Consider the following 19,363-nt stretch of genomic DNA (forward strand, 5'->3'; position numbering starts at 1 on the left):
ACCCGCCCGCCGGTCAGGGTCAGCCTGGTTACCCGCCGGCCGGCCCGGGTCAGCCCGGCTACCCGGCGGTCGGTGACCAGCCCGGCGCCTACCCGCCGCCCCCAGGGGGCGAGGCCCCGCCGAAGAAGAAGGGCGGCGCCGGCAAGGTCGTCCTGCGCATCGTCGGCGCGGTCGTCGTCGGCCTGATCATCATCGGTCTCAAGGTCGGCATCGGCTCGGCCCTCTTCGGCGACAAGGCCAAGGACGCCAAGGCGGGCGACTGCATCGCCGCCGGCAAGGAAGTCAAGGACGAGGGCACCACCGAGACCGACGCCGACGTCGTCGACTGCGGCTCGTCCGAGGCCAAGTTCACCGTCGTCTCCCGCATCGACGGCGAGAGCTCCCCGGACAGCAAGTCCTGCGACAAGTTCTTCAAGGAGGGCGAGGAGTTCTACGTCTTCGGCAGCTCCTCCGGCAAGGGCTACCTCCTCTGCCTGCGCCCCAAGGCCTGACGATCCATCAGCGGCCCGGTGCCCCCGTTTTCCCGGGAGCGCCGGGCCGTGCTGTGCTTGATCTGTGATTCCCAGGGAGCCGCGAGCGCGGACCGCCGAGGACGTGCGCCGGGAGGCGGCCGCCGCGTCGTCGCTGGACGTGCTCGACCAGTGCGTCGTCGACTGTTTCGCCTGCCCGCGACTGGTGGCCTGGCGTGAGGAAGTGGCCGCCACCAAGCGGGCGTCCTTCCGGGAGTGGGATTACTGGGGCCGGCCCGTCCCCGGCTACGGCCCGGCCGGCGCCGAGATCGCCATCCTCGGCCTGGCCCCGGCCGCCCACGGCGGCAACCGCACCGGCCGCATCTTCACCGGGGACCGCTCGGGCGACGTGCTGTTCGCCTCCCTCCACCGGGTCGGCTTGGCCAACCAGCCCACCAGCGTCAGCGCCGACGACGGCCTGGAGCTGAACCACTTGCGGATCTTCTCCGCGGTCCGCTGCGCGCCCCCGGACAACAAGCCCCTGCCGGAGGAACGGGACAATTGCGCGCCCTGGGCGCATCGCGAGACCGCCCTCATCAAGGACAGCCTGCGGGTCGTGGTGGCACTGGGCGCCTTCGCCTGGCAGGCCTGGTGGCCCACCCTGACCGCCGTCTACGGCCTCAAGCCACCGGTCCCGCGTCCCAAGTTCGGCCACGGCGCCCTGGTCAGCCTGCCCGGCGCCCCGCACCTGCTCGGCTCCTTCCACGTCAGCCAGCAGAACACCTTCACCGGCCGCCTGACCCCCGGCATGCTCGACGCGGTTTTCCGGCAGGCGAAGAACCTGGCCGGCCTGGCCTGAATCCACGTGTCTGCGGGCAGTACGTTCACCGGTAAGCTCACCCCGGCCGAGCTGGACGACGCCCGCGCGGGCGGGGGAGCCGGCCGGTTGATGGAGACAACGTGGACCTCGGTGCGGTGCGACGCTGGTGGCCTCTGGCCGCCGTCCTCGTGCTGCTCTTCGTGACCTCGCTGGCCGCCACCCGCAGCGAGGCCCAGCTCGACGAGATCGCCCGCGACCAGCCGGTCGGCCAGGCCCCGGCCCTGCCCAGCGCGGTGCCCTCGGCCGCGGCCCCGGCGCCCGAGCCCGAGCCGGCGCGCGGCCTGCCCGACTGGGTGGGCACGGTCGCCCTGGTCGTCATCGGCGTCGTCGGCGTCCTCCTGATCGGCCTGGTCGTCTACGCGCTGCTGCGCGACCGCCGCGGCCGCAAGGGCAAGAACCCGAAGAAGCGCAAGAACAAGCGGGATCAGCCGCGGACGGCCGAGGAGCTGGTGGCCGCCCTCGACGCCGGCCTGGAGGAGCTGTCGGACACCGACCGTGACCCCCGCCGCGCCGTGATCGCCTGCTGGGTGCGCCTGGAGCAGGCCGCCGCGGCCGCGGGCACCCCGCGCCATCCGGGCGACAGCCCGACCGACCTGGTCGGCCGTCTGCTCAACGAGCAGCAGGTGGACGCCGGGGTGCTGGCCGCCCTGCTCGAGGTCTACCGGCAGGCGCGCTACGCGACCCACACGGTCGACGACCAGATGCGCCGGCAGGCCCGCGAGGCCCTGCAGCGGCTGCGGGCCGACCTGGGCGCCCCGGTCGAGGCGGCGGCCCGATGAGCCTGGACGAGCTGTTCGGCCACCGCGAGGAGCCGCCACCGCCGGAGGAGGAGTCCGCGCCGGTCAAGAGGCGAGGGTCGTGGCTGCTGATCAACCTGGTCGTCATCACCCTGCTGACCGTCGTGATCGTGGCCGCCCTCCGCTCGTCCGACATCGACATCTCCGTCGTCTTCGTGGTGACCGCGCTGGTCGCGCTGCGCCTGGTCGTGCTGGCCGTCCAGTGGGTGCGCGCCCCGGCTCTCCCGAGACGCTCGGCCGCCGGGCGCGGCGGGAGCGACCGGTCCGGCCCGGACGCCCTGCGGGCCGCGGTCCGGCGGTGGGAGCAGACCCTCGAGTGGGCCCAGGACAATCCCGATCAGTACTCGCGTAACGTTCTGCCGGTGCTGGCCGAGCTCACCGACGAGCGGCTGCGGTTGCGTCACGGGATCACCCGTCAGTCCGATCCGCGGCGCGCCCGGGAGCTGCTCGGCGACCCGTTCTGGGCGGCTCTGCACGACACCGGGCGGCGTACGCCTAAAGTGCGCGACCTGGAGACGTATGTCGAAGCGTTGGAACGACTGTGACTAGAAGGGTGCCCCGGTGACCGAGACAGGCGTGCAGGCTCTTCCCCCGTACGAGGTGGGCAGACTGGCCAATGCCGTCCTCGACTCGGTCGGCAGCGTCGTGGTCGGCAAGCGTGACTCGCTCGAGCTCGTGCTGGCCGGCATCCTGGCCGGCGGCCACGTCCTCCTGGAGGATCTGCCCGGTCTCGGCAAGACGCTGACCGCCCGCTGCTTCGCCCAGTCGCTGGGCCTCGACTTCCGCCGGCTGCAGTTCACCCCCGACCTGCTGCCGGCCGATGTCACCGGCTCCTTCCTGTACGACCAGCGCAAGGGCGACTTCGCGTTCCGGGCCGGCCCGGTCTTCACCAACATGCTGCTGGCCGACGAGATCAACCGGACGCCCCCGAAGACCCAGGCCGCGCTGCTCGAGGCCATGCAGGAGAAGCAGGTCTCGGTCGAGGGCGTCACCTACCGTCTCGATCCGCCGTTCCACGTGCTGGCCACGGCCAACCCCATCGAGTACGAGGGCACCTATCCGCTGCCCGAGGCCCAGCTCGACCGCTTCCTGCTGCGGGTCTCGTTCGGCTACCCGACCGCCGAGGAGGAGTGGGACGTGCTGCGCCGGCGCATGTCGCGCCGCCAGGAGGAGGCTTTCCTGCCCGCGGTGGTCGACTCGGCCACGCTGCAGTCGATGCAGGCCGCCCTGGAGTCGATCACCCTCGAGGACTCGATCGGCCGGTACATCGTCGCACTGACCTCGGCCACCCGCGAGCACGCGTCCGTCCTGGTCGGCTCGTCGCCGCGTGGCTCGCTGGCCCTGCTGCTGCTGGCCCGGGCCCGGGCCGCGATGGCCGGCCGTGACTTCGTGGTGCCCGAGGACGTGAAGGACGTCGCCGTGCCGGCCCTCGCGCACCGCATCACGCTGCGGCCGGAGATGTGGCTGCGCCGCGTCGACCCGTCGTTCGTGGTCGAGGAGGTTCTCCAGGCGACGCCCGCGCCGGCCAGCGGCGCCCTCCCCACGTACGCGACGTGACCAGCCCCGATCTGCGTCTGCGCCAGGCGGTCCCACCCCCGTCGACGGGTGACGGCCCGTCCGCCCCGGCCTGGGTGCCGACCCGGGCGCTGGGCCGGGCCGTCCTGCTGACCGGTCTGCTGCTGGTGCTGGGCGTGGCGCTGGGCCGGGTCGATCTGGTGCTGCTGGCCGCCCCGTTCGCCGTCGGCGTCGCGATCAGCCTGCGCCGCCGGCCGGGCTCGTTCCCCGAGCTGACCGTGCAGGCCGATCAGGAGTACCTGGTCGAGGGCGGCCGGGTCGAGGCCTCGGTGATCGTCAGCAATCCCGACGAGATCTCGTACGACCTGGTGGTGGTCCGCACCCGCACGTCGCGCTGGCTGAGCCTGGAGCAGTCGGACCGCCCGTTCGCGATCACCGTGGGGGCCGACGGCTGGGCCGCGGTCGAGCTGGAGGGCGAGGCCCTGCGCTGGGGCCGTCAGGCCGTCGGCCCGGCCGCCGCGCGCGTCGCCACCTGCGGTGGCCTGCTGGCCTGCCGCCCGGTGATCACCGACGGCAGCGAGGTACGGGTCTACCCGGTGACCGAGCCGTTCAACGCGATCGAGGCCATGCCGGCCGCGGCCGGGCTGGTCGGCAATCACCGGTCCCGCCGGCCGGGGGAGGGCGGCGAGCTGGCGGGGGTACGGCCGTTCGCGCCGGGCGACCGGCTGCGGCGCATCGACTGGCGCGTCTCCCTGCGGACACGGGATCTGCATGTCGCCTCGACCCTGTCCGACCGCGACGCCGAGGTGGTCCTGCTGCTCGACGTGCTGGGCGAGGCCGGCCTGGCCGGCAGCGCCTCGGTGCTGGACACCACGGTCCGCGCGTCGGCCGCGATCGCCGAGCACTACCTGCAGCGCGGCGACCGCGTCTCGCTGCTGGAGTACGGCGCGACCGCCCGCCGCCTGCGCCCGGCGACCGGCCGCCGGCAGTACCTGATCGTCCTGGAGTGGCTGCTCGACGTGCGCCCGGACCCGATGGAGGCGAGCGAGCACGACTTCGGCGCCCACCACGTCTCCTCGGACGCGCTCGTCGTGGTGCTGACCCCGCTGATCGATCCGCGGTCGGCCGACATGCTGGCCTCGCTCGCCCAGTCCGGCCGGTATGTCGTCGCCGTCGACACCCTGCCGCCGGGCGCCGCCCCCGAGATGCGCGACCAGTGGACCCCGCTGGCCACCCGGCTGTGGCGGATGGAGCGCGAGAACGTGCTGGGCCGTCTGCGCGAGCACGGCGTCCCGGTGGTCGCCTGGGCCGGCGCCGGCAGCCTCGATCTGGTCCTGCGGGACGTCGCCCGCCTCGCCTCGGCGCCCCGGGGGCACTGACGTGTTCAGCCTGTTCGCCCGCAAGCTCACCGGGGCCAAGACCGTCCTGACCCGGGCCACCGTGCTGCCGTTCCTGGTCCGGTGCGCCATCGCGCTGTGCGGCCTGGTCGCGATGGCCGTGGCCTGGCCGGCCGGGCTGCTCGCCACGCAGTTCTTCGCCCCGCTGGCGCTGGTCGCGGTCTACCCGGCGGTGGCGCCGCGGGGCCGGGGCGCCACCTTCGCCGCGCTGGTCGTGGTGGCCGGCTGGCTGGTCGATACGGTCATGCAGGATTCGCCGGTCGCATTGTGGCGGGTCCTGACAATTGCTACGGCGCTCTATCTTGGACATTCGCTGACGGCATTGGCCGCCGTTCTGCCGTACGACGCCGTGGTGAATGCCGACGTGATCGGGGTCTGGCTGGCCCGGGCGCTCGTTGTGGTGATTGTCTCCGCCGTACTCACCGTAGCCATTCTGGGACTCACCGCTGATTTGGCCGGAAGCGCGTTTCTGGTGGCCACACTGGTCGGATTGACCGGTGCCGCGGGGGCCACGCTCCTCATAGCACGCCTCGTTCGCAGGGCGTAAATGTCCTCGAAATATGTGCGTCACGGCACTTGACAAATGGACTTGGGATAGATCACACCAAGAGGCGTGGCGAGCCGCGAACAGCGACAATGGAAGGCGTGAATCCGCAGCGCATTGTCGTCGTAGGGGCAGGTCACGTTGGGCTCTATGCCGCCCTGCGACTGTCGAAGAAGCTCAGCCGCCGCAAGGCCGAGATCGTCGTCGTCGACCCCCAGCCCCACATGACGTACCAGCCGTTCCTGCCCGAGGCAGCGGCCGGCAACATCGAGCCGCGGCACAGTGTCGTGCCGCTCCGCCGCGAGCTCAAGAAGTGCCGCGTCATCGTCGGCGAGGTCACCAAGGTCGAGCACGCGCGCAAGACGGTCACCGTCCAGCCCATCGAGGGCCCGGCCACCGAGATGGAGTACGACCACATCATCGTGGCCCCCGGCTCCGTCTCGCGGACGCTTCCGATCCCCGGCCTCAGCGAGCGCGGCATCGGCTTCAAGACCATCGGTGAAGCCATCTACCTGCGCAACCACATCATGGAGCAGCTCGATGTCGCGGCAGTGACGCCCGACCCCGAGATCCGCAAGGCCGCGCTCAGCTTCGTCTTCGTCGGCGGCGGTTTCGCCGGTGTCGAGGCGATGGCCGAGATGGAGGACGTGGTCCGCGACGCCCTCAAGTACTACCCCGAGCTCGACCAGAACGAGGTCAAGTTCGTCCTGGTCGAGGCCAGCAACCGGATCCTGCCCGAGGTCGGCGCCAAGATGGGCGCGTACGCGGCCCGGCAGCTGGCCAAGCGCGGCATCTCGATCCGTCTCGAGACGTTCCTCAAGTCCTGCGTCGACGGCAACATCGAGCTGTCCGACGGCGACAAGTTCCGCGCCGAGACCGTGGTCTGGACCGCCGGCGTCAAGCCGTCGCCGATGCTCGACGTCACCGATCTGCCGCGCGGCCCCAAGGGTCACGTCAACTGCCTGCCCACCCTGCAGGTGGCCGACAGCGACGGCAATGTGCTCGACGGCGCCTGGTCGGCCGGCGACTGCGCGCAGGTGCCCGACCTGACCAACCCGGGCGGCTGGTGCTCACCGAGCGCCCAGCACGCCGTGCGCCAGGCCAAGGTGCTGGCCGACAACATCAAGTCGGTCGTCCTGGGCGGCCTGCCCAAGGAGTACCGCCACAAGTACGTCGGCTCCGTGGCCGGCCTCGGCCTCTACAAGGGCGTGGCGCACGTCTACGGCATCAAGGTGCGCGGCCTTCCCGCGTGGTTCATGCACCGCTCGTACCACATGAGCCGGATCCCCTCGTTCAACCGCAAGGTCCGGGTCGTGGCCGACTGGACGCTGGCCTTCGTGCTCCGCCGCGAGACGATCGCCCTCGGCCAGCTGCACCACCCGCGCGAGGAGTTCCTCGAGGTGACCCCGCCGGTGCGCAAGCCGGAGGAGAAGCCCGAGGGCCGCACGACCGTGGGCGCCGGCACCCACTGAGGTAATCTCCGTTTCCGCCTCCCGGCCGGCAACCTATACGGTGTCACCAGGCCCGCCCGGGTGGTGGAACGGCAGACACGGCCGCCTTAAAAGCGGCTGCCTCACGCAGGCGTGCGGGTTCGAGACCCGCCCCGGGCACCAGTACGACCATCAGGACCACCGCAGTCAGCTGCGGTGGTCCTTTTGTTGTGCCAGCGCGGCACCACTGTGTGCCAAGTGTCTTGGCTGTGGTGCCACTCGTGTGCCATAGTGGTGCCATGGACTTGACCACGTATGTGAACAACCTCGGCCGCGAGTTCGCCACCCTGGCCGAGGCGGGCGGCGAGGATTCGCGTGCGCTGGTCGAGCGCCTGACCGGTTCCCTCGAGTCGGCGATCCGGATGACCCTGCTGGAGGCGCTCTCCGGCGCCGCCGACGAGATCACCGGCGACCTGGCTCCCGGCTCGGTCGAGATCCGCCTGCGCGGCCGCGACCCCGAGTTCGTCGTCACCGCCCCGCCGGCCCCCACCGCCGAGCCGGCCGCGACGGCCACCACCGCGAACGACGGCGACCTCCCGTTCGCCGAGGACGGCCCGGCCGCGCGGATCAACGTCCGCATGCCCGAGCAGCTCAAGACCGCGATCGAGGAGGCCGCGGCCGCCGAGGGCCGCTCGGTCAACGCCTGGCTCGTCCGGGCCGCCTCCTCGGCCCTGCGGCAGCCCGATCACCATCAGCGCCCCGAGCCCCGCGACACCGGTAAGCGAGCCGCCCAGCGTTTCACCGGCTGGGTGCGCTAACCGCCTCTGACCAGCAGAGACCTTCCGTCGACCCAGGAAGTGGGTACCGCCATGCCAAAATTCGAGACCCCCACATCGATCGCCGTCACGATCGAGTACTACGTCGGCGACGTCCGGATCGTCGCCACCGATCGCACCGACACCGTCGTCGAGGTGCGCCCGAACGACGAGAACGACGAGTCCGACGTGCAGGCGGCCCAGCAGATCAAGGTCGACTACGCGAACGGCGAGTTGCGGGTGATCGGCCCCAAGCGCACCTTCGACTTCTCCAAGAAGTCCAAGGCGGTCGCCGTCTCCATCGAGCTGCCCACCGGCTCGCAGGTCGCCGCGCATCTGGTGATGGGCGGTTTCCGGTGCGCCGGCCGGCTCGGCGACACCCGGATCAAGAGCACCGGCGACATGTGGCTCGAGCAGACCGGTTCCCTGCGCCTGCACACCGGTTTCGGCCACGTCACCGTCGACCGGATCGCCGGCGCGGCCGAGGTGTCCACCGGCTCCGGCCGGATCCAGCTCGGCGAGGTGACCGGCACCGCCGTCGTCAAGAACTCCAACGGCGACACCACGATCGGCGCCGTGACCGGCGACGCCCGGGTCAAGACGGCCAACGGCGACATCGACATCCAGCGGGCCGGGGCCGGCGTCGACGCGAAGACGGCCAACGGCCGGATCCGCCTCGGTGAGGTGGCCCGCGGCGTGGTGGCGGCCGACACCGGGGCCGGCGCGCTGGAGATCGGCATCGCCGACGGCACCGCGGCCTGGCTCGAGCTCAACACCGGCTTCGGTCAGGTGCACAACGAGATGGAACAGGCCAGCAGCCCCGGCGAGGCGGCCGAGACCGTCGAGGTCCGCGCCCGCACCGGTTTCGGCGACATCCTCATCCACCGATCCTGAAGGAGAACCCCAGATCATGGACGATCGGACCCCGGCCATCCGGGTGCACGGATTGCAGAAGTCCTACCAGGACGTGGCCGTTCTGCGGGGCGTCGACCTGGAAGTGGCCCGCGGCAGCATCTTCGCGCTGCTGGGCTCCAACGGCGCCGGCAAGACCACGACCGTACGAATCCTGGCCACCCTGCTCAAGGCGGACGGCGGCACGGCCGTCGTCAACGGCTTCGACGTGGCCGCCGAGCCGCAGCGGGTGCGCGAGTCGATCAGCCTGACCGGCCAGTTCGCGGCGGTCGACGAGATCCTCACCGGCCGCGAGAACCTGGTGATGATCGCCCGGCTGCGGCGGGTGGACGATCCCGCCAAGATCGCCGACGACCTGCTCGACCGGTTCGGCCTGACCGACGCGGCCGGCCGCCGGGTCGGCACCTACTCGGGTGGCATGCGCCGCCGCCTCGACATCGCGATGAGCCTGATCGGCGACCCGCCGATCATCTTCCTCGACGAGCCGACCACCGGCCTCGACCCGCAGGGCCGCCTCGAGGTGTGGAAGGTGATCGAGAACCTGGCCGGCGGCGGCACGACCGTCCTGCTCACCACGCAGTACCTGGACGAGGCGGAGAAGCTGGCCGACCGGATCGCGATCCTGCACGAGGGCGCCATCATCGTCTCCGGCACCCTGGCCGAGCTCCGCCGGCTGCTCCCGCCGGCGAAGGTCGAGTACGTGGAGCGGCAACCCACCCTGGAAGAGATCTTCCTGGCGATCGTCGGCGACAAGAAGGGGCCACGATGAGCACGCACGTCCTGACCGACACCAATGTGATGCTCGGCCGCTCGATGCGGCACATCACCCGCAGCCTCGACACGATCATCACCGTCACGATCATGCCGATCGCGTTCCTGCTGCTGTTCCGCTACGTCTTCGGCGGCGCCATCCAGACCGGCGCCGGCAACTACACGAACTACCTGATGCCCGGCGTCCTGCTGATCGCCATCGCCAGCGGCATCTCCTACACCGGCTTCCGCCTCTTCAACGACCTGCAGGGCGGCATCTTCGAACGCTTCAACTCGATGCCGATCGCCCGCTCCTCGGTGCTGTGGGGCCACGTCCTGACCTCGATCGTCTCCAACGCCCTGTCCTGCGCCGTCATTGTCCTAATAGGACTATTGATCGGCTTCCGCTCCTCGGCCGGCGTGCTCGCCTGGCTCGCCGTGATCGGCATCCTGCTGCTGTTCACCCTGGCCCTGACCTGGATCGCCGTGCTGGCCGGCCTCTCCGCCTCCTCCCCGGACGGCGCGAGCGCCTTCTCCTACCCGATCGTCTTCCTCCCCTTCATCAGTTCGGCCTTCGTCCCGACCGACACGATGCCCACCCCGGTCCGCGTCTTCGCCGAGAACCAGCCGGTCACCTCGATCGTCAACTCGATCCGGGCCCTGCTCGACCAGCAGCCGGTCGGCCACGACATCTGGATCGCCCTCGCCTGGTGCGCCGGCATCACCGTCGTCGCGTACGCCCTGGCCATGCGCGCCTACCACCGCAAGATCTCCTGACCCCACCCCGATCGCCCGCCCGGCGCCTCATCCGTTTCGGATGACGCCGGGCGGTCCGGCATCTATCTACGTTGGCCGCATGCGACTCACGCCGGGGCGTCTGGTCGCCGGGGCAGTGGCCCTGGCGCTGCTGTCGGGGATCACCGGCGGTCTGCTCGGCGCGGCCGCGTCCGGTCCGGACGGTGACGGCCGTCCGGCCGCGGCGGCCGCACCGGCCGGGACGGCCTGCGACGTCACCGCGGTGGCCGGTGTGGTCTTCCCGTCCCTGGTCACCGTCAACGTGCGGCGCGGGGCGACCGGCGGGCTCGGCTCGGGCTCGGTGCTCGACCGCGACGGGAACATCCTGACCAACGACCATGTCATCGCCCCGGCGTTCACCGCACCGGCTCCGGGGACGGGCGCGGTCGCCGCGGGGACCATCACCGTCGACTTCGCCCGTGGGGCGGCCGAAGTGCCGGCGACCGTCGTCGGGCGCGACCCGGCCACCGATCTCGCGGTGCTCCGGGTCGACCCGGCCGCGGCCACCCTCACCCCGATCGCGACCGGCGACTCCTCAGCCCTTGTCGTCGGTCAGCCGGTGGTCGCGGCCGGTTCCCCGCTCGGTCTCAACAGCACCATCACCGCGGGCGTGGTCAGCGCCCTCAACCGGTGGATCGACGTGGGCCAGGGCGACGAGCCGGCCGCCCTGGTCAACGCCGTGCAGACCGACGCCGCGGTCAACCAGGGCAACAGCGGGGGCCCGCTCACCGACTGCGCGGGGCGGCAGATCGGGGTCAACTCGGCCGGCGCCCAGCCCCCGGAGGGCGGCGGCGGCAGCATCGGCCTCAACTTCGCCATCCCGATCGACTTCGCCCGCTCGGTCGCGCAGCAGATCATCGAGGCCGGCCGGGCCACCCACCCGGTCATCGGGGTGATGTCGGTGACCGTGACCGACGAGATCGCGCGGGCCACCGGCCTGCCCCGCGGGGCCCTGGTCGAGCAGGTGGTGCCCGGCTTCGGCGCCGCCCGCGGCGGGCTGCGCCCGGGTGACGTGATCACCCAGGTCGCCGGGACCGCGGTCAACAGCACCGATCAGATGCTGGTGGCGATCCGTACGCACAAGCCGGGCGACACGGTCGACCTCCGGTTCAGCCGCGGTGGCGCCGCCCAGAGCGCCCGGGTGCCGGTGACCGAGCCGTGACCACGACCGAGACCTCCACCGCCCAGAAGCTCACCCTGCTCACGATGACCACGATGGTCATCGGCGGGATGGTCGGGGCCGGCGTCTTCTCGCTGCCCCGGCGTTTCGCCCAGGAGACCGGGGTCTACGGCGCGATCATCGCGTGGGCCATCGCCGGGGCCGGCATGCTCATGCTGGCCTTCGTCTTCCAGACCCTGGCGTTGCGCAAACCCGAGCTCGACGCGGGTGTCTACGCGTACGCCAAGGCCGGTTTCGGGGAGTACCTGGGCTTCTTCTCGGCCTTCGGGTACTGGGCCAGCGCCTGCGTGGGCAACGTGACGTACTGGGTCCTGATCATGTCGACCATCGGCACGATCTGGCCGGCCATGGGCGACGGCGACACCCTGCTCGCGATCACCGTCTCCACGGCCGGGATCTGGCTGTTCTTCTACCTGATCCAGCGCGGGGTCAAGGACGCGGCCGCGCTCAACCGGGTCGTCACGGTGGCCAAGGTCGTGCCGATCATCGTCTTCGTCCTGATCGCGCTCTTCCTGCTCGACCCGAAGGTATTCGCCGACAACCTCAGCGGACCGGCCGACTACGGCTCACTTTTCGAGCAGGTCAAGGGCACGATGCTGGTCACCGTCTTCGTCTTCCTGGGCGTCGAGGGCGCGAGTGTCTACTCCCGCCACGCCAAGCGGCGGCGGGACGTCGGACGGGCCACCATCCTGGGTTTTCTCGGCGTGTTCGCGATCTTCGCGTCGGTCACCATCGTCTCGTACGGCATCCTGCCCTCCAGCGAGATCGCCGAGCTGCGGCAGCCGTCGATGGGCGGGGTGCTGGAGGCGGCCGTCGGCACGTGGGGCAAGGTCTTCGTGAGCGCCGGCCTGATCGTCTCGGTGCTCGGCGCGTACCTGGCCTGGACCCTGATGGCGGCCGAGGTGCTGTTCGTGGCGGCCGCCGACGACGACATGCCGCGGTTCCTGCGCCGTACCAAGCGTGGCGACGTGCCCTTCAACGCGCTGCTGCTGACCTCGATCCTGATCCAGGTCGTCCTGATCGTCACTTGGTTCTCCTCCGACGCGTTCAACTTCGCCCTCGACCTGACCAGCGCCCTCACCCTGATCCCGTTCCTGCTCGCCGCCGCGTACGCCCTGAAGTTGGCCCTGACCCGCGAGACCTATGTGGAGCAGCCGCAGGGGCGGGGGCGCGAGCTCACGGTCGGGGTGCTGGCCGTGGCGTACACGATCTTCCTATTGTTCGCCGCCGGGCCTAAGTTCGTGCTGGTCTCGCTGATCATCTACGCCCCGGCCACGCTGCTTTTCGTCCAGGCGCGCCGGGAGCAGGGCCGGCCGCTGTTCGACGGCCGCGAGCTCGTCATTCTCGCCGTCTCGGTCCTTGGCGCCGTCGTCGGCGTCGTGGCGCTCGTGGCGGGCTGGATCTCCATCTGACGACAAGGAGCTGACATGGAACACGGAGTCCATTCGGAGGTCGGCCGGCTGCGCAAGGTGCTGGTCTGCGCGCCCGGGCTGGCCCACCGCCGGCTCACCCCCGGCAACGCCGACGACCTGCTCTTCGACGACGTCATGTGGGTCGAGAACGCGCAGCGCGACCACGCCGACTTCGTCAACAAGCTGCGCAACCGCGGCGTCGAGGTGGTCGAGCTGCACGAGCTGCTGGCCGAGACGATGGCGATCCCCGAGGCCCGCTCCTGGCTGCTCGACCGCAAGATCATCGCGAACGAGGTCGGCCTCGGCCTGCTCGACGACACGCGGGCCTTCCTGGAGGACCTCAAGCCGCGCGAGCTGGCCGAGTTCCTGATCGGCGGCCTGGCCACCGCGGATCTGCCGCCCGAGTTCCGTAAGTCGGCCTACGTGTCGCTGGCCCGCGAGGCGACCGGGGTCCGCGAATATCTGATGCCGCCGCTGCCCAACACCCTCTACACCCGCGACACCACCTGCTGGCTGTACGGGGGTCTGACGCTGAACCCGCTGTACTGGCCGGCCCGGCACGACGAGACCCTGCTGATGAAGGCGATCTACGAATTCCACCCGGACTACGTGGGCTCGAAGGTCTGGTGGGGCGACCCCGAGCAGGACTGGGGCCTGGCCACCTTCGAGGGCGGCGACGTGATGCCGGTCGGCAACGGCGTGGTGCTGGTCGGGATGAGCGAGCGCACCTCGCGCCAGGCCATCACCCAGGTCGCCCAGTCGCTGTTCGCCAACGGCGCCGCCGGGAAGGTCATCGTGGCCGGCATGCCGAAGCTGCGGGCGGCGATGCACCTGGACACGGTCTTCACCTTCGCCGATCGTGACGTGGTCACCCTCTACCCGAACATCGTGGACGGGATCCACCCGTTCACGCTGGTGCCCGGCTCGTGGGGGGTCGACGTGATCGACGAACAGGGCCGGAGTTTCGTCGACGTGGTGGCCGAGTCGCTCGGCTTCAAGCAGCTGCGGGTCATCGAGACCGGCGGGGACGTGTACGCCTCCGAGCGCCAGCAGTGGGACAGCGGCAACAACGCGGTCGCGGTCGAGCCGGGTGTGGTCTTCACCTACGACCGGAACACCCAGACCAACACCCTGCTGCGCCAGGCCGGCGTCGAGGTCATCACGATCGTCGGGGCCGAGCTGGGCCGCGGCCGGGGCGGCGGGCACTGCATGACCTGCCCCCTCGTCCGCGACGCGGTCGACTTCTAGCGATGTCCTTCAAGTACGACGCCCTGGTCCTGTTCCTGGCGTTGTTCGCCCTCTACAGCCCGGTCGCGGCGCTCTCGTCGTACCTGCCCATCGTCCGGCCCTACACGCACGCGGAGCAGGTGCGGCTCGCCCTCGGCCTGGTCGTCAACGTGGTGGTCTTCGTCCTGTTGGCCATCTGGGTCGGCGAGCCGCTGCTGGAGCTGCTCGGGATCAGCACGGCCGCCCTGACCGCGACCGGTGGCATCGCGCTGATCCTGGCCTCGGTGCCGCTGATGACCGGCAGAGTCGGCCCGGCGTCGGCCACCGCGACGGACAAGCCGGCCAAGTCGGTGCTGTTCACGCCGATCACCTTCCCGCTGACGGTCGGCGGGACGACGTTCGCCTTCGGGGTGGCGGCCGCGGCCGACGTCGGCAGTGTCACCGGTCGATTGCTGCTGTCGGTGGCGGCGCTGGCCTACGCGATCGTCACCGGTCTGACCCTTTACGCCGCCGGCCACGTCGAGCGGCGGATCTCCGGGGCGGCCGCGGCCATCCTCGACCGGATCGCCGGCATCCTGCTGACCGCGATCGCCGTGGTCCTGCTGACCAACGGCTTCACCGAGCTCGCCCTGTCCGCGATCGACCGTTTTCAGTAACTTCACAGTTTCACCTTCAGCTGGTTCACAGCCTTCGGGCGGGCCAGGAAGTGACTCTTGCCCGTACCCTGGAAGAGCACGTCAAGGTGCCATTACCTCGTGCCTCAACCTCAAGGGAGGCTGGACACAGTGAAGACTTCGAACCCGGTGCTCTCGCGCCTCGGCCAGGCGGCCGAGCGGGAGCGTACGGCCGGGTACGGGGCGTACGGCCCCGCCGGTGCCGCCCCGGGTTACGGTCAGCCGTACCCGACGGCGCCGGACTACCCCGCCGCTCCGCCCGCCGTGCGCCCGATGACGGTCGACGACGTCGTCGTCAAGACGGTGACGCTGCTCGGCATCACCGGCATCTCGGCCATCGTCGCCTGGAACGTGGTTCCCGACTCCGCGACCGGGGCGGCCTGGATCGGCGCCGCGATCGTCGGCCTGATCCTGGGCTTCGTGATCTCGTTCTCGCGCATGGCCAACCCGGCGCTCGTGGTGGCCTACGCGGTCATCGAGGGCGTCTTCGTCGGCATGGTCTCCAAGACCTACCAGGAGTTCTTCGGCTACGACGGGATCATCCTGCAGGCGGTGACCGCCACCTTCGGCGTGTTCTTCCTGATGGCGGTGCTCTACCGGGCCCGCGTGATCCGGGCGACGCCCAAGTTCACCCGCGGCCTCATCGCCGTCATGGGTGGCCTGTTCGCCGTCATCCTGATCAACCTGGTGCTCTCGCTGTTCGGCTTCAACACCGGCCTGCGTGACAACGGCCCGCTCGGTTACGTCTTCAGCATCGTCTGCATCGTGGTGGCCGCGCTCAGCTTCATCCTGAGCTTCAACGAGGTCGAGGAGGGCGTGCGGATGGGTCTTCCGCAGCGCTACTCCTGGGTGGCCGCCTTCGGCATCCTGGTCAGCCTCGTCTGGCTCTACCTCGAGATCCTGCGCCTGTTGAGCTTCCTGCAAGGCGACGACTGATCTCTCAGCTCGACCGACAGCGCCCGGCCCGTCTCCCCACGGGCCGGGCGCTGTCTTATGGTCGTCCGGTGACTGACTTCGCGACCTCGATCGAGCGGCTGCTCAACCAGGTGCGCCACTGGGAGGCGCCGCGCTGGCGGGCCGACGGCCGTGGCGACAAGGTCTACGCCCTGGTGCAGCGTCTGGCCGATCTGGCCGCCGACGCCGAGGGCCGGCCGCGGCGGGTGGTCCCGCGCGAGTCCGATCTGGTCCTGCCCGACCAGCTCCGGGTGATGGCCGACGACCTGCCGGCCGCTGCCGCCGCCTCCGCCGAAGCGCTCGCGGCCGTCGATTCCGTACGGCAAAGCCTGTAAAAAGCCGACCGCCGAGCCCGGCCGCTCGTGGCAGGCCGGACCCGGCGGAAATCCGGGGTGAAACAGGCCTTAGCTGAGCCGCTCCAGGACGAGGGCCATGCCCTGGCCGCCGCCGACGCACATCGTCTCCAGGCCGATGCTCTTGTCGTGCCAGTCCAGCGAGTTGAGCAGGGTGCCGGTGAGGCGGGCGCCGGTCATGCCGAACGGGTGGCCCACCGCGATGGCGCCGCCGTTCACGTTCAGCTTCTCGATCGGGATGCCCAGGTCCTGGTACGAGGGGATGACCTGGGCCGCGAAGGCCTCGTTGATCTCGACCAGGTCGACGTCGCCGATGGTCATGCCGGCCCGCTTCAGGGCCTGCCGGGACGCCTCGACCGGGCCGAGGCCCATGATCTCGGGGCTGAGCGCGGTGACGCCGGTCGAGACGATCCGGGCCAGCGGCGTGATGCCCAGCTCGCGGGCCTTGGTGTCGCTCATGACGACCACGGCCGCGGCGCCGTCGTTGAGCGGGCAGCAGTTGGCCGCGGTGACCCGGCCGTCGGGCCGGAAGACCGGCTTGAGCTGGGAGACACCCTCCAGCGTGACGCCGGGGCGGGGGCCGTCGTCGGTCGCCACGACCGTGCCGTCGGGCAGCGTGACCGGGGTGATCTCGCGCTCCCAGAAACCGTCGGCGATCGCCTTCTCGGCCAGGTTCTGGCTGCGGACGCCGAACTCGTCCATCTCCTCGCGGCTGATGCCCTTGATCTGGGCGAGGTTCTCCGCGGTCTGGCCCATCTGGATGTAGATGTCCGGGAGCTTCCCGTCCTCGCGCGGGTCGTGCCACGTCCGGCCGCCCTCGGCGAGGGCCTGGGTGCGAGCCCGGGCCTCGTCGAACTTCGCGTTCTCCCAGCCACCGCCGACCAGCGCCTGGGCCTCGGACGGCAACCCGTCGGAGCTGCCCCGGGCGTACCGGGAGACGGTCTCGACCCCGGCCGAGAGGAAGATGTCGCCCTCGCCGGCCTTGATGGCGTGGAACGCCATCCGGGTGGTCTGCAGCGAGGACGAGCAGTAACGCGTGACGGTGGCGCCCGGCAGGCCGTCGAGGCCGAGTTGGGTGGCGACCACGCGGGCCATGTTGAAGCCCTGCTCGCCCCCGGGAAGCCCGCAGCCGAGGTAGAGGTCCTCGATCAGTGTCCGGTCGAGCTGCGGCACCTTGCTCAGGGCCGCGTCGATGATGGTGGTGGCAAGGTCGTCGGGACGCAGATCCCTCAGCGATCCCTTGGCGGCGCGGCCGATGGGGGATCGGGCGGTGGCGACGATGACAGCTTCCGGCATGGAGTCAATTTAACTCGCGGGTAACTTAGCCGGAAGCACAACTTCGTCACACAGCCGTCATATGCGCTTACTGAACGGAGGAGAGGGCGGCCTTCACGACCGCCGGGTAGAGGGCGTGCGCCCAGACCCGGTAACCGTCGGCCGAGGGATGGAAGCCGTCGTAGCACAGCGTGCCGGCGTCGGCCCGGAACACCGCGCCTGTCTCCTCGGCCAGGTCGACCACCGCGCCGCCGGCCGCTGTGACCGCCTTGGCCTGCGCTTTCGCCATGCGGCGGCCCATCACGCCGGCCACCTGCCGCAGCGGGGGAGCGATGGCCCGCAGCGCGCCCAGGTCGGGGCAGGTGCCCACGACGACCCGGACGCCCGCGTCCCGCAGTCGCCGCACCGCCGTGCCGAGCTGGGCCGCCGACTCCTCGGGGCTGCGCAGGCTCGTCGCGTCGTGGGCGCCGATCAGCACCACCGCCACGTCGGGCCGGTCACCCAGTAAGGCCCGGGCCACCTGCGTGCCCAGGTCGGCCGAGCGCGAGCCGGCCACGCCGACGCTGGAGAGCAGCACGTGCCGCTCGCCGGTCTCGGCCGTGCCCTCGGCCAGCAGCCGGGCCAGCTGGCCACCGACCGTCTCGGAGAGCCACTCCACGCCCACCCCGATCGCCGCCGAGTCACCCAGCAGCACCAGGCGCAGCGGCGGGGCCGAGACCCGGCCCATCGACGTGCGCAGGGCCAGGCCCATGGTCGGCTTCGCGTACCGCCGGGCCTTGGCGGCGAGGATCTCGCCCACCAACAGGGCGGCGCCACCCACGGCGCCGGCGAGCAGACCGGTGGCCGTGGCCTTGCCGATCCGTGCGTTGAGCCCCGCCATGTCGCCTCCCTGCCTATTGATCCTCTGGGGTCCACCCTACGGCGCTCGACGCTGAGCGGCCGCTCGGAACCGTCGTAGTCCCACCGTCGGCCGGGGCCGGCCGATGGCCGAACCAGTGCCGCGGCTCGCCGAACCACGGGTGGCGCCGCAGCACCGCCCAGCGGCCGTGCGCGCTCACCTCGGTGCCCGCCGCCCGCACCGCCTCGTGCGCGGCCTCCTCCAGGCTGTGGACGCCCTCGGTGGCCACCGGCCGGGTGCGGTCGTCCTCGCCCAGCGAAGCCATCAACGTCGGCATCACCACGGCCGCGGCCCGGGCGTACCCCTCGGCGGACGGGTGGAAACGGTCGGAGCTGAACATCCGGACCGGATCGGCGATGAACATCGGGCCCAGCAGGTTGCCCAGCGACACCGTGCGCCCGCCGGCCTCGACCACGGCGACCGTCTGAGCGGCGGCCAGATCACGGCTCCACTTGCGGGCCAGCCAGCGCAAAGGCGGCTTGATGGGCTGGATCGCGCCGATGTCGGGGCAGGTGCCGACCACGACCTTGCACCCGGTGGCGCGCAACCGGCGCACCGCCTCGCCCAGATGGCGCACAGCGCCGGCCCGGTCCGAGTAGTGGGTGACGTCGTTCGCGCCGATCAGGATCACGGCCACGTCGGGCTCGTGCTCCAGGGCGGCGTCCACCTGGTACGGCAGGCCGGACGACATGGAGCCGACCACGGCCAGCCGGTGCAGCCGGACGGGCCGGTGCAGCCGCCGCGACACGCCGGTGGCCAGCAGCGCCCCGGGTGTCTCGCGCGGACGGTGCACGCCGTACCCGGCGGCCGACGAGTCGCCCAGGACGACCATGGTCAGCGGCTTGCCGCCGAATTTCGCCCCGTACACGCCGTCGCCCCGTGGCGGGGGCGCCTCGGCCATGGGAATCACACGCCGCGCGTCCGCGGCCTGCCGCAGCAGCAGCCCGGCCGACACGGCGGTCAGCCCGGCCAGCGCACCCGTCACGCCGCCGAGCACCCGCCCGGCCAGCTTGATCCGGCGCCAGTCGTCCGCGGTGATCTGGATGGTGGTCACGGGCTCCCTCGCTCGCGGGTCAAAACAACGCCAGTAGGGAATTACGAGGCTA

General features: G+C 71.1%; 21 protein-coding genes and 1 tRNA gene. 19 read left to right on the plus strand and 3 right to left on the minus strand.

Annotation, left to right across the window (positions count from 1 at the left end):
* The 19 genes from AB0J66_RS22500 to AB0J66_RS22590 form a co-directional block, all read left to right on the plus strand.
* A partial coding sequence (locus tag AB0J66_RS22500; RefSeq protein ID WP_364663667.1) for a hypothetical protein occupies positions 1–491 on the plus strand: 491 nt, incomplete at its 5' end.
* 64 nt (positions 492–555) lie between these two features.
* Complete coding sequence (locus AB0J66_RS22505; RefSeq protein ID WP_364663670.1) at positions 556–1,308, plus strand: uracil-DNA glycosylase; 753 nt, start codon at positions 556–558, stop codon at positions 1,306–1,308.
* 101 nt (positions 1,309–1,409) lie between these two features.
* Complete coding sequence (locus AB0J66_RS22510) at positions 1,410–2,108, plus strand: DUF4129 domain-containing protein (RefSeq protein ID WP_364663673.1); 699 nt, start codon at positions 1,410–1,412, stop codon at positions 2,106–2,108.
* Positions 2,105–2,671, plus strand: a complete 567-nt coding sequence (locus AB0J66_RS22515; protein ID WP_364663676.1) for a hypothetical protein — start codon at positions 2,105–2,107, stop codon at positions 2,669–2,671. Before AB0J66_RS22510 ends, AB0J66_RS22515 begins: the two co-directional genes overlap by 4 nt.
* 16 nt (positions 2,672–2,687) lie before the next feature.
* A complete protein-coding gene (locus tag AB0J66_RS22520; RefSeq protein ID WP_364663679.1) occupies positions 2,688–3,683 on the plus strand; it encodes a MoxR family ATPase in 996 nt (331 codons plus the stop codon).
* Between the two features lie 17 nt (positions 3,684–3,700).
* Complete coding sequence (locus AB0J66_RS22525) at positions 3,701–5,020, plus strand: DUF58 domain-containing protein (protein ID WP_364663946.1); 1,320 nt, start codon at positions 3,701–3,703, stop codon at positions 5,018–5,020.
* Position 5,021: 1 nt separating this feature from the next.
* On the plus strand, positions 5,022–5,585 hold the full coding sequence (locus AB0J66_RS22530) for a hypothetical protein (protein WP_364663682.1): 564 nt from the start codon (positions 5,022–5,024) through the stop codon (positions 5,583–5,585).
* A gap of 98 nt (positions 5,586–5,683) precedes the next feature.
* Positions 5,684–7,054: an NAD(P)/FAD-dependent oxidoreductase gene (locus AB0J66_RS22535; RefSeq protein WP_364663685.1), complete on the plus strand. Its 1,371-nt coding sequence runs from the start codon at positions 5,684–5,686 to the stop codon at positions 7,052–7,054.
* A 54-nt stretch (positions 7,055–7,108) separates the two neighbouring features.
* Positions 7,109–7,195: transfer RNA gene (locus AB0J66_RS22540), tRNA-Leu, on the plus strand.
* 116 nt (positions 7,196–7,311) lie between these two features.
* A complete protein-coding gene (locus tag AB0J66_RS22545; protein WP_364663688.1) occupies positions 7,312–7,830 on the plus strand; it encodes an Arc family DNA-binding protein in 519 nt (172 codons plus the stop codon).
* Positions 7,831–7,881: 51 nt separating this feature from the next.
* A complete protein-coding gene (locus AB0J66_RS22550) occupies positions 7,882–8,721 on the plus strand; it encodes a DUF4097 family beta strand repeat-containing protein (protein WP_364663691.1) in 840 nt (279 codons plus the stop codon).
* A 16-nt stretch (positions 8,722–8,737) separates the two neighbouring features.
* Entirely contained in the window at positions 8,738–9,508 is a 771-nt protein-coding gene (locus tag AB0J66_RS22555) for an ATP-binding cassette domain-containing protein (RefSeq protein ID WP_364663694.1), read from the plus strand.
* A complete protein-coding gene (locus AB0J66_RS22560; protein ID WP_364663697.1) occupies positions 9,505–10,266 on the plus strand; it encodes an ABC transporter permease in 762 nt (253 codons plus the stop codon). Before AB0J66_RS22555 ends, AB0J66_RS22560 begins: the two co-directional genes overlap by 4 nt.
* 79 nt (positions 10,267–10,345) lie before the next feature.
* The gene (locus AB0J66_RS22565; protein ID WP_364663700.1) at positions 10,346–11,446 is read left to right on the plus strand and encodes a trypsin-like peptidase domain-containing protein; all 1,101 of its coding nucleotides are present in this window, start codon (positions 10,346–10,348) and stop codon (positions 11,444–11,446) included.
* Positions 11,443–12,876 (plus strand): basic amino acid/polyamine antiporter, encoded by a 1,434-nt coding sequence (locus AB0J66_RS22570; protein WP_364663703.1) that lies wholly within the window; start codon positions 11,443–11,445, stop codon positions 12,874–12,876. The genes AB0J66_RS22565 and AB0J66_RS22570 overlap by 4 nt, the downstream gene beginning before the upstream one ends.
* 15 nt (positions 12,877–12,891) lie before the next feature.
* Complete coding sequence (locus AB0J66_RS22575) at positions 12,892–14,124, plus strand: arginine deiminase (protein WP_364663706.1); 1,233 nt, start codon at positions 12,892–12,894, stop codon at positions 14,122–14,124.
* A gap of 2 nt (positions 14,125–14,126) precedes the next feature.
* The gene (locus AB0J66_RS22580) at positions 14,127–14,759 is read left to right on the plus strand and encodes a MarC family protein (RefSeq protein ID WP_364663709.1); all 633 of its coding nucleotides are present in this window, start codon (positions 14,127–14,129) and stop codon (positions 14,757–14,759) included.
* 129 nt (positions 14,760–14,888) lie between these two features.
* Positions 14,889–15,713, plus strand: coding sequence for a Bax inhibitor-1/YccA family protein (locus AB0J66_RS22585; RefSeq protein WP_364663711.1), 825 nt, complete (start codon positions 14,889–14,891; stop codon positions 15,711–15,713).
* Positions 15,714–15,781: 68 nt separating this feature from the next.
* The gene (locus tag AB0J66_RS22590; RefSeq protein ID WP_364663714.1) at positions 15,782–16,066 is read left to right on the plus strand and encodes a hypothetical protein; all 285 of its coding nucleotides are present in this window, start codon (positions 15,782–15,784) and stop codon (positions 16,064–16,066) included.
* Positions 16,067–16,135: 69 nt separating this feature from the next.
* On the opposite strand, the gene AB0J66_RS22595 is transcribed toward AB0J66_RS22590, so the two are convergent.
* The 3 genes from AB0J66_RS22595 to AB0J66_RS22605 form a co-directional block, all read right to left on the minus strand.
* Positions 16,136–17,380: an acetyl-CoA C-acetyltransferase gene (locus AB0J66_RS22595; RefSeq protein ID WP_364663717.1), complete on the minus strand. Its 1,245-nt coding sequence runs from the start codon at positions 17,378–17,380 to the stop codon at positions 16,136–16,138.
* A 67-nt stretch (positions 17,381–17,447) separates the two neighbouring features.
* A complete protein-coding gene (locus tag AB0J66_RS22600; protein ID WP_364663720.1) occupies positions 17,448–18,239 on the minus strand; it encodes an SGNH/GDSL hydrolase family protein in 792 nt (263 codons plus the stop codon).
* Between the two features lie 13 nt (positions 18,240–18,252).
* Entirely contained in the window at positions 18,253–19,311 is a 1,059-nt protein-coding gene (locus AB0J66_RS22605; protein ID WP_364663723.1) for an SGNH/GDSL hydrolase family protein, read from the minus strand.
* Positions 19,312–19,363 lie beyond the last annotated feature (52 nt).

Source organism: Actinoplanes sp. NPDC049598 (assembly GCF_040675435.1).
Classification (GTDB): Bacteria; Actinomycetota; Actinomycetes; order Mycobacteriales; family Micromonosporaceae; genus Actinoplanes.

Coding starts and splice junctions, on each gene's coding strand:
- AB0J66_RS22555 (WP_364663694.1), top strand. CDS start 8,738: ATGGACGATCGGACCCCGGCCATCCGGGTGCACGGATTGCAGAAGTCC.
- AB0J66_RS22565 (WP_364663700.1), top strand. CDS start 10,346: ATGCGACTCACGCCGGGGCGTCTGGTCGCCGGGGCAGTGGCCCTGGCG.
- AB0J66_RS22595 (WP_364663717.1), bottom strand. CDS start 17,380: ATGCCGGAAGCTGTCATCGTCGCCACCGCCCGATCCCCCATCGGCCGC.
- AB0J66_RS22580 (WP_364663709.1), top strand. CDS start 14,127: ATGTCCTTCAAGTACGACGCCCTGGTCCTGTTCCTGGCGTTGTTCGCC.
- AB0J66_RS22575 (WP_364663706.1), top strand. CDS start 12,892: ATGGAACACGGAGTCCATTCGGAGGTCGGCCGGCTGCGCAAGGTGCTG.
- AB0J66_RS22600 (WP_364663720.1), bottom strand. CDS start 18,239: ATGGCGGGGCTCAACGCACGGATCGGCAAGGCCACGGCCACCGGTCTG.
- AB0J66_RS22550 (WP_364663691.1), top strand. CDS start 7,882: ATGCCAAAATTCGAGACCCCCACATCGATCGCCGTCACGATCGAGTAC.
- AB0J66_RS22545 (WP_364663688.1), top strand. CDS start 7,312: ATGGACTTGACCACGTATGTGAACAACCTCGGCCGCGAGTTCGCCACC.
- AB0J66_RS22560 (WP_364663697.1), top strand. CDS start 9,505: ATGAGCACGCACGTCCTGACCGACACCAATGTGATGCTCGGCCGCTCG.
- AB0J66_RS22515 (WP_364663676.1), top strand. CDS start 2,105: ATGAGCCTGGACGAGCTGTTCGGCCACCGCGAGGAGCCGCCACCGCCG.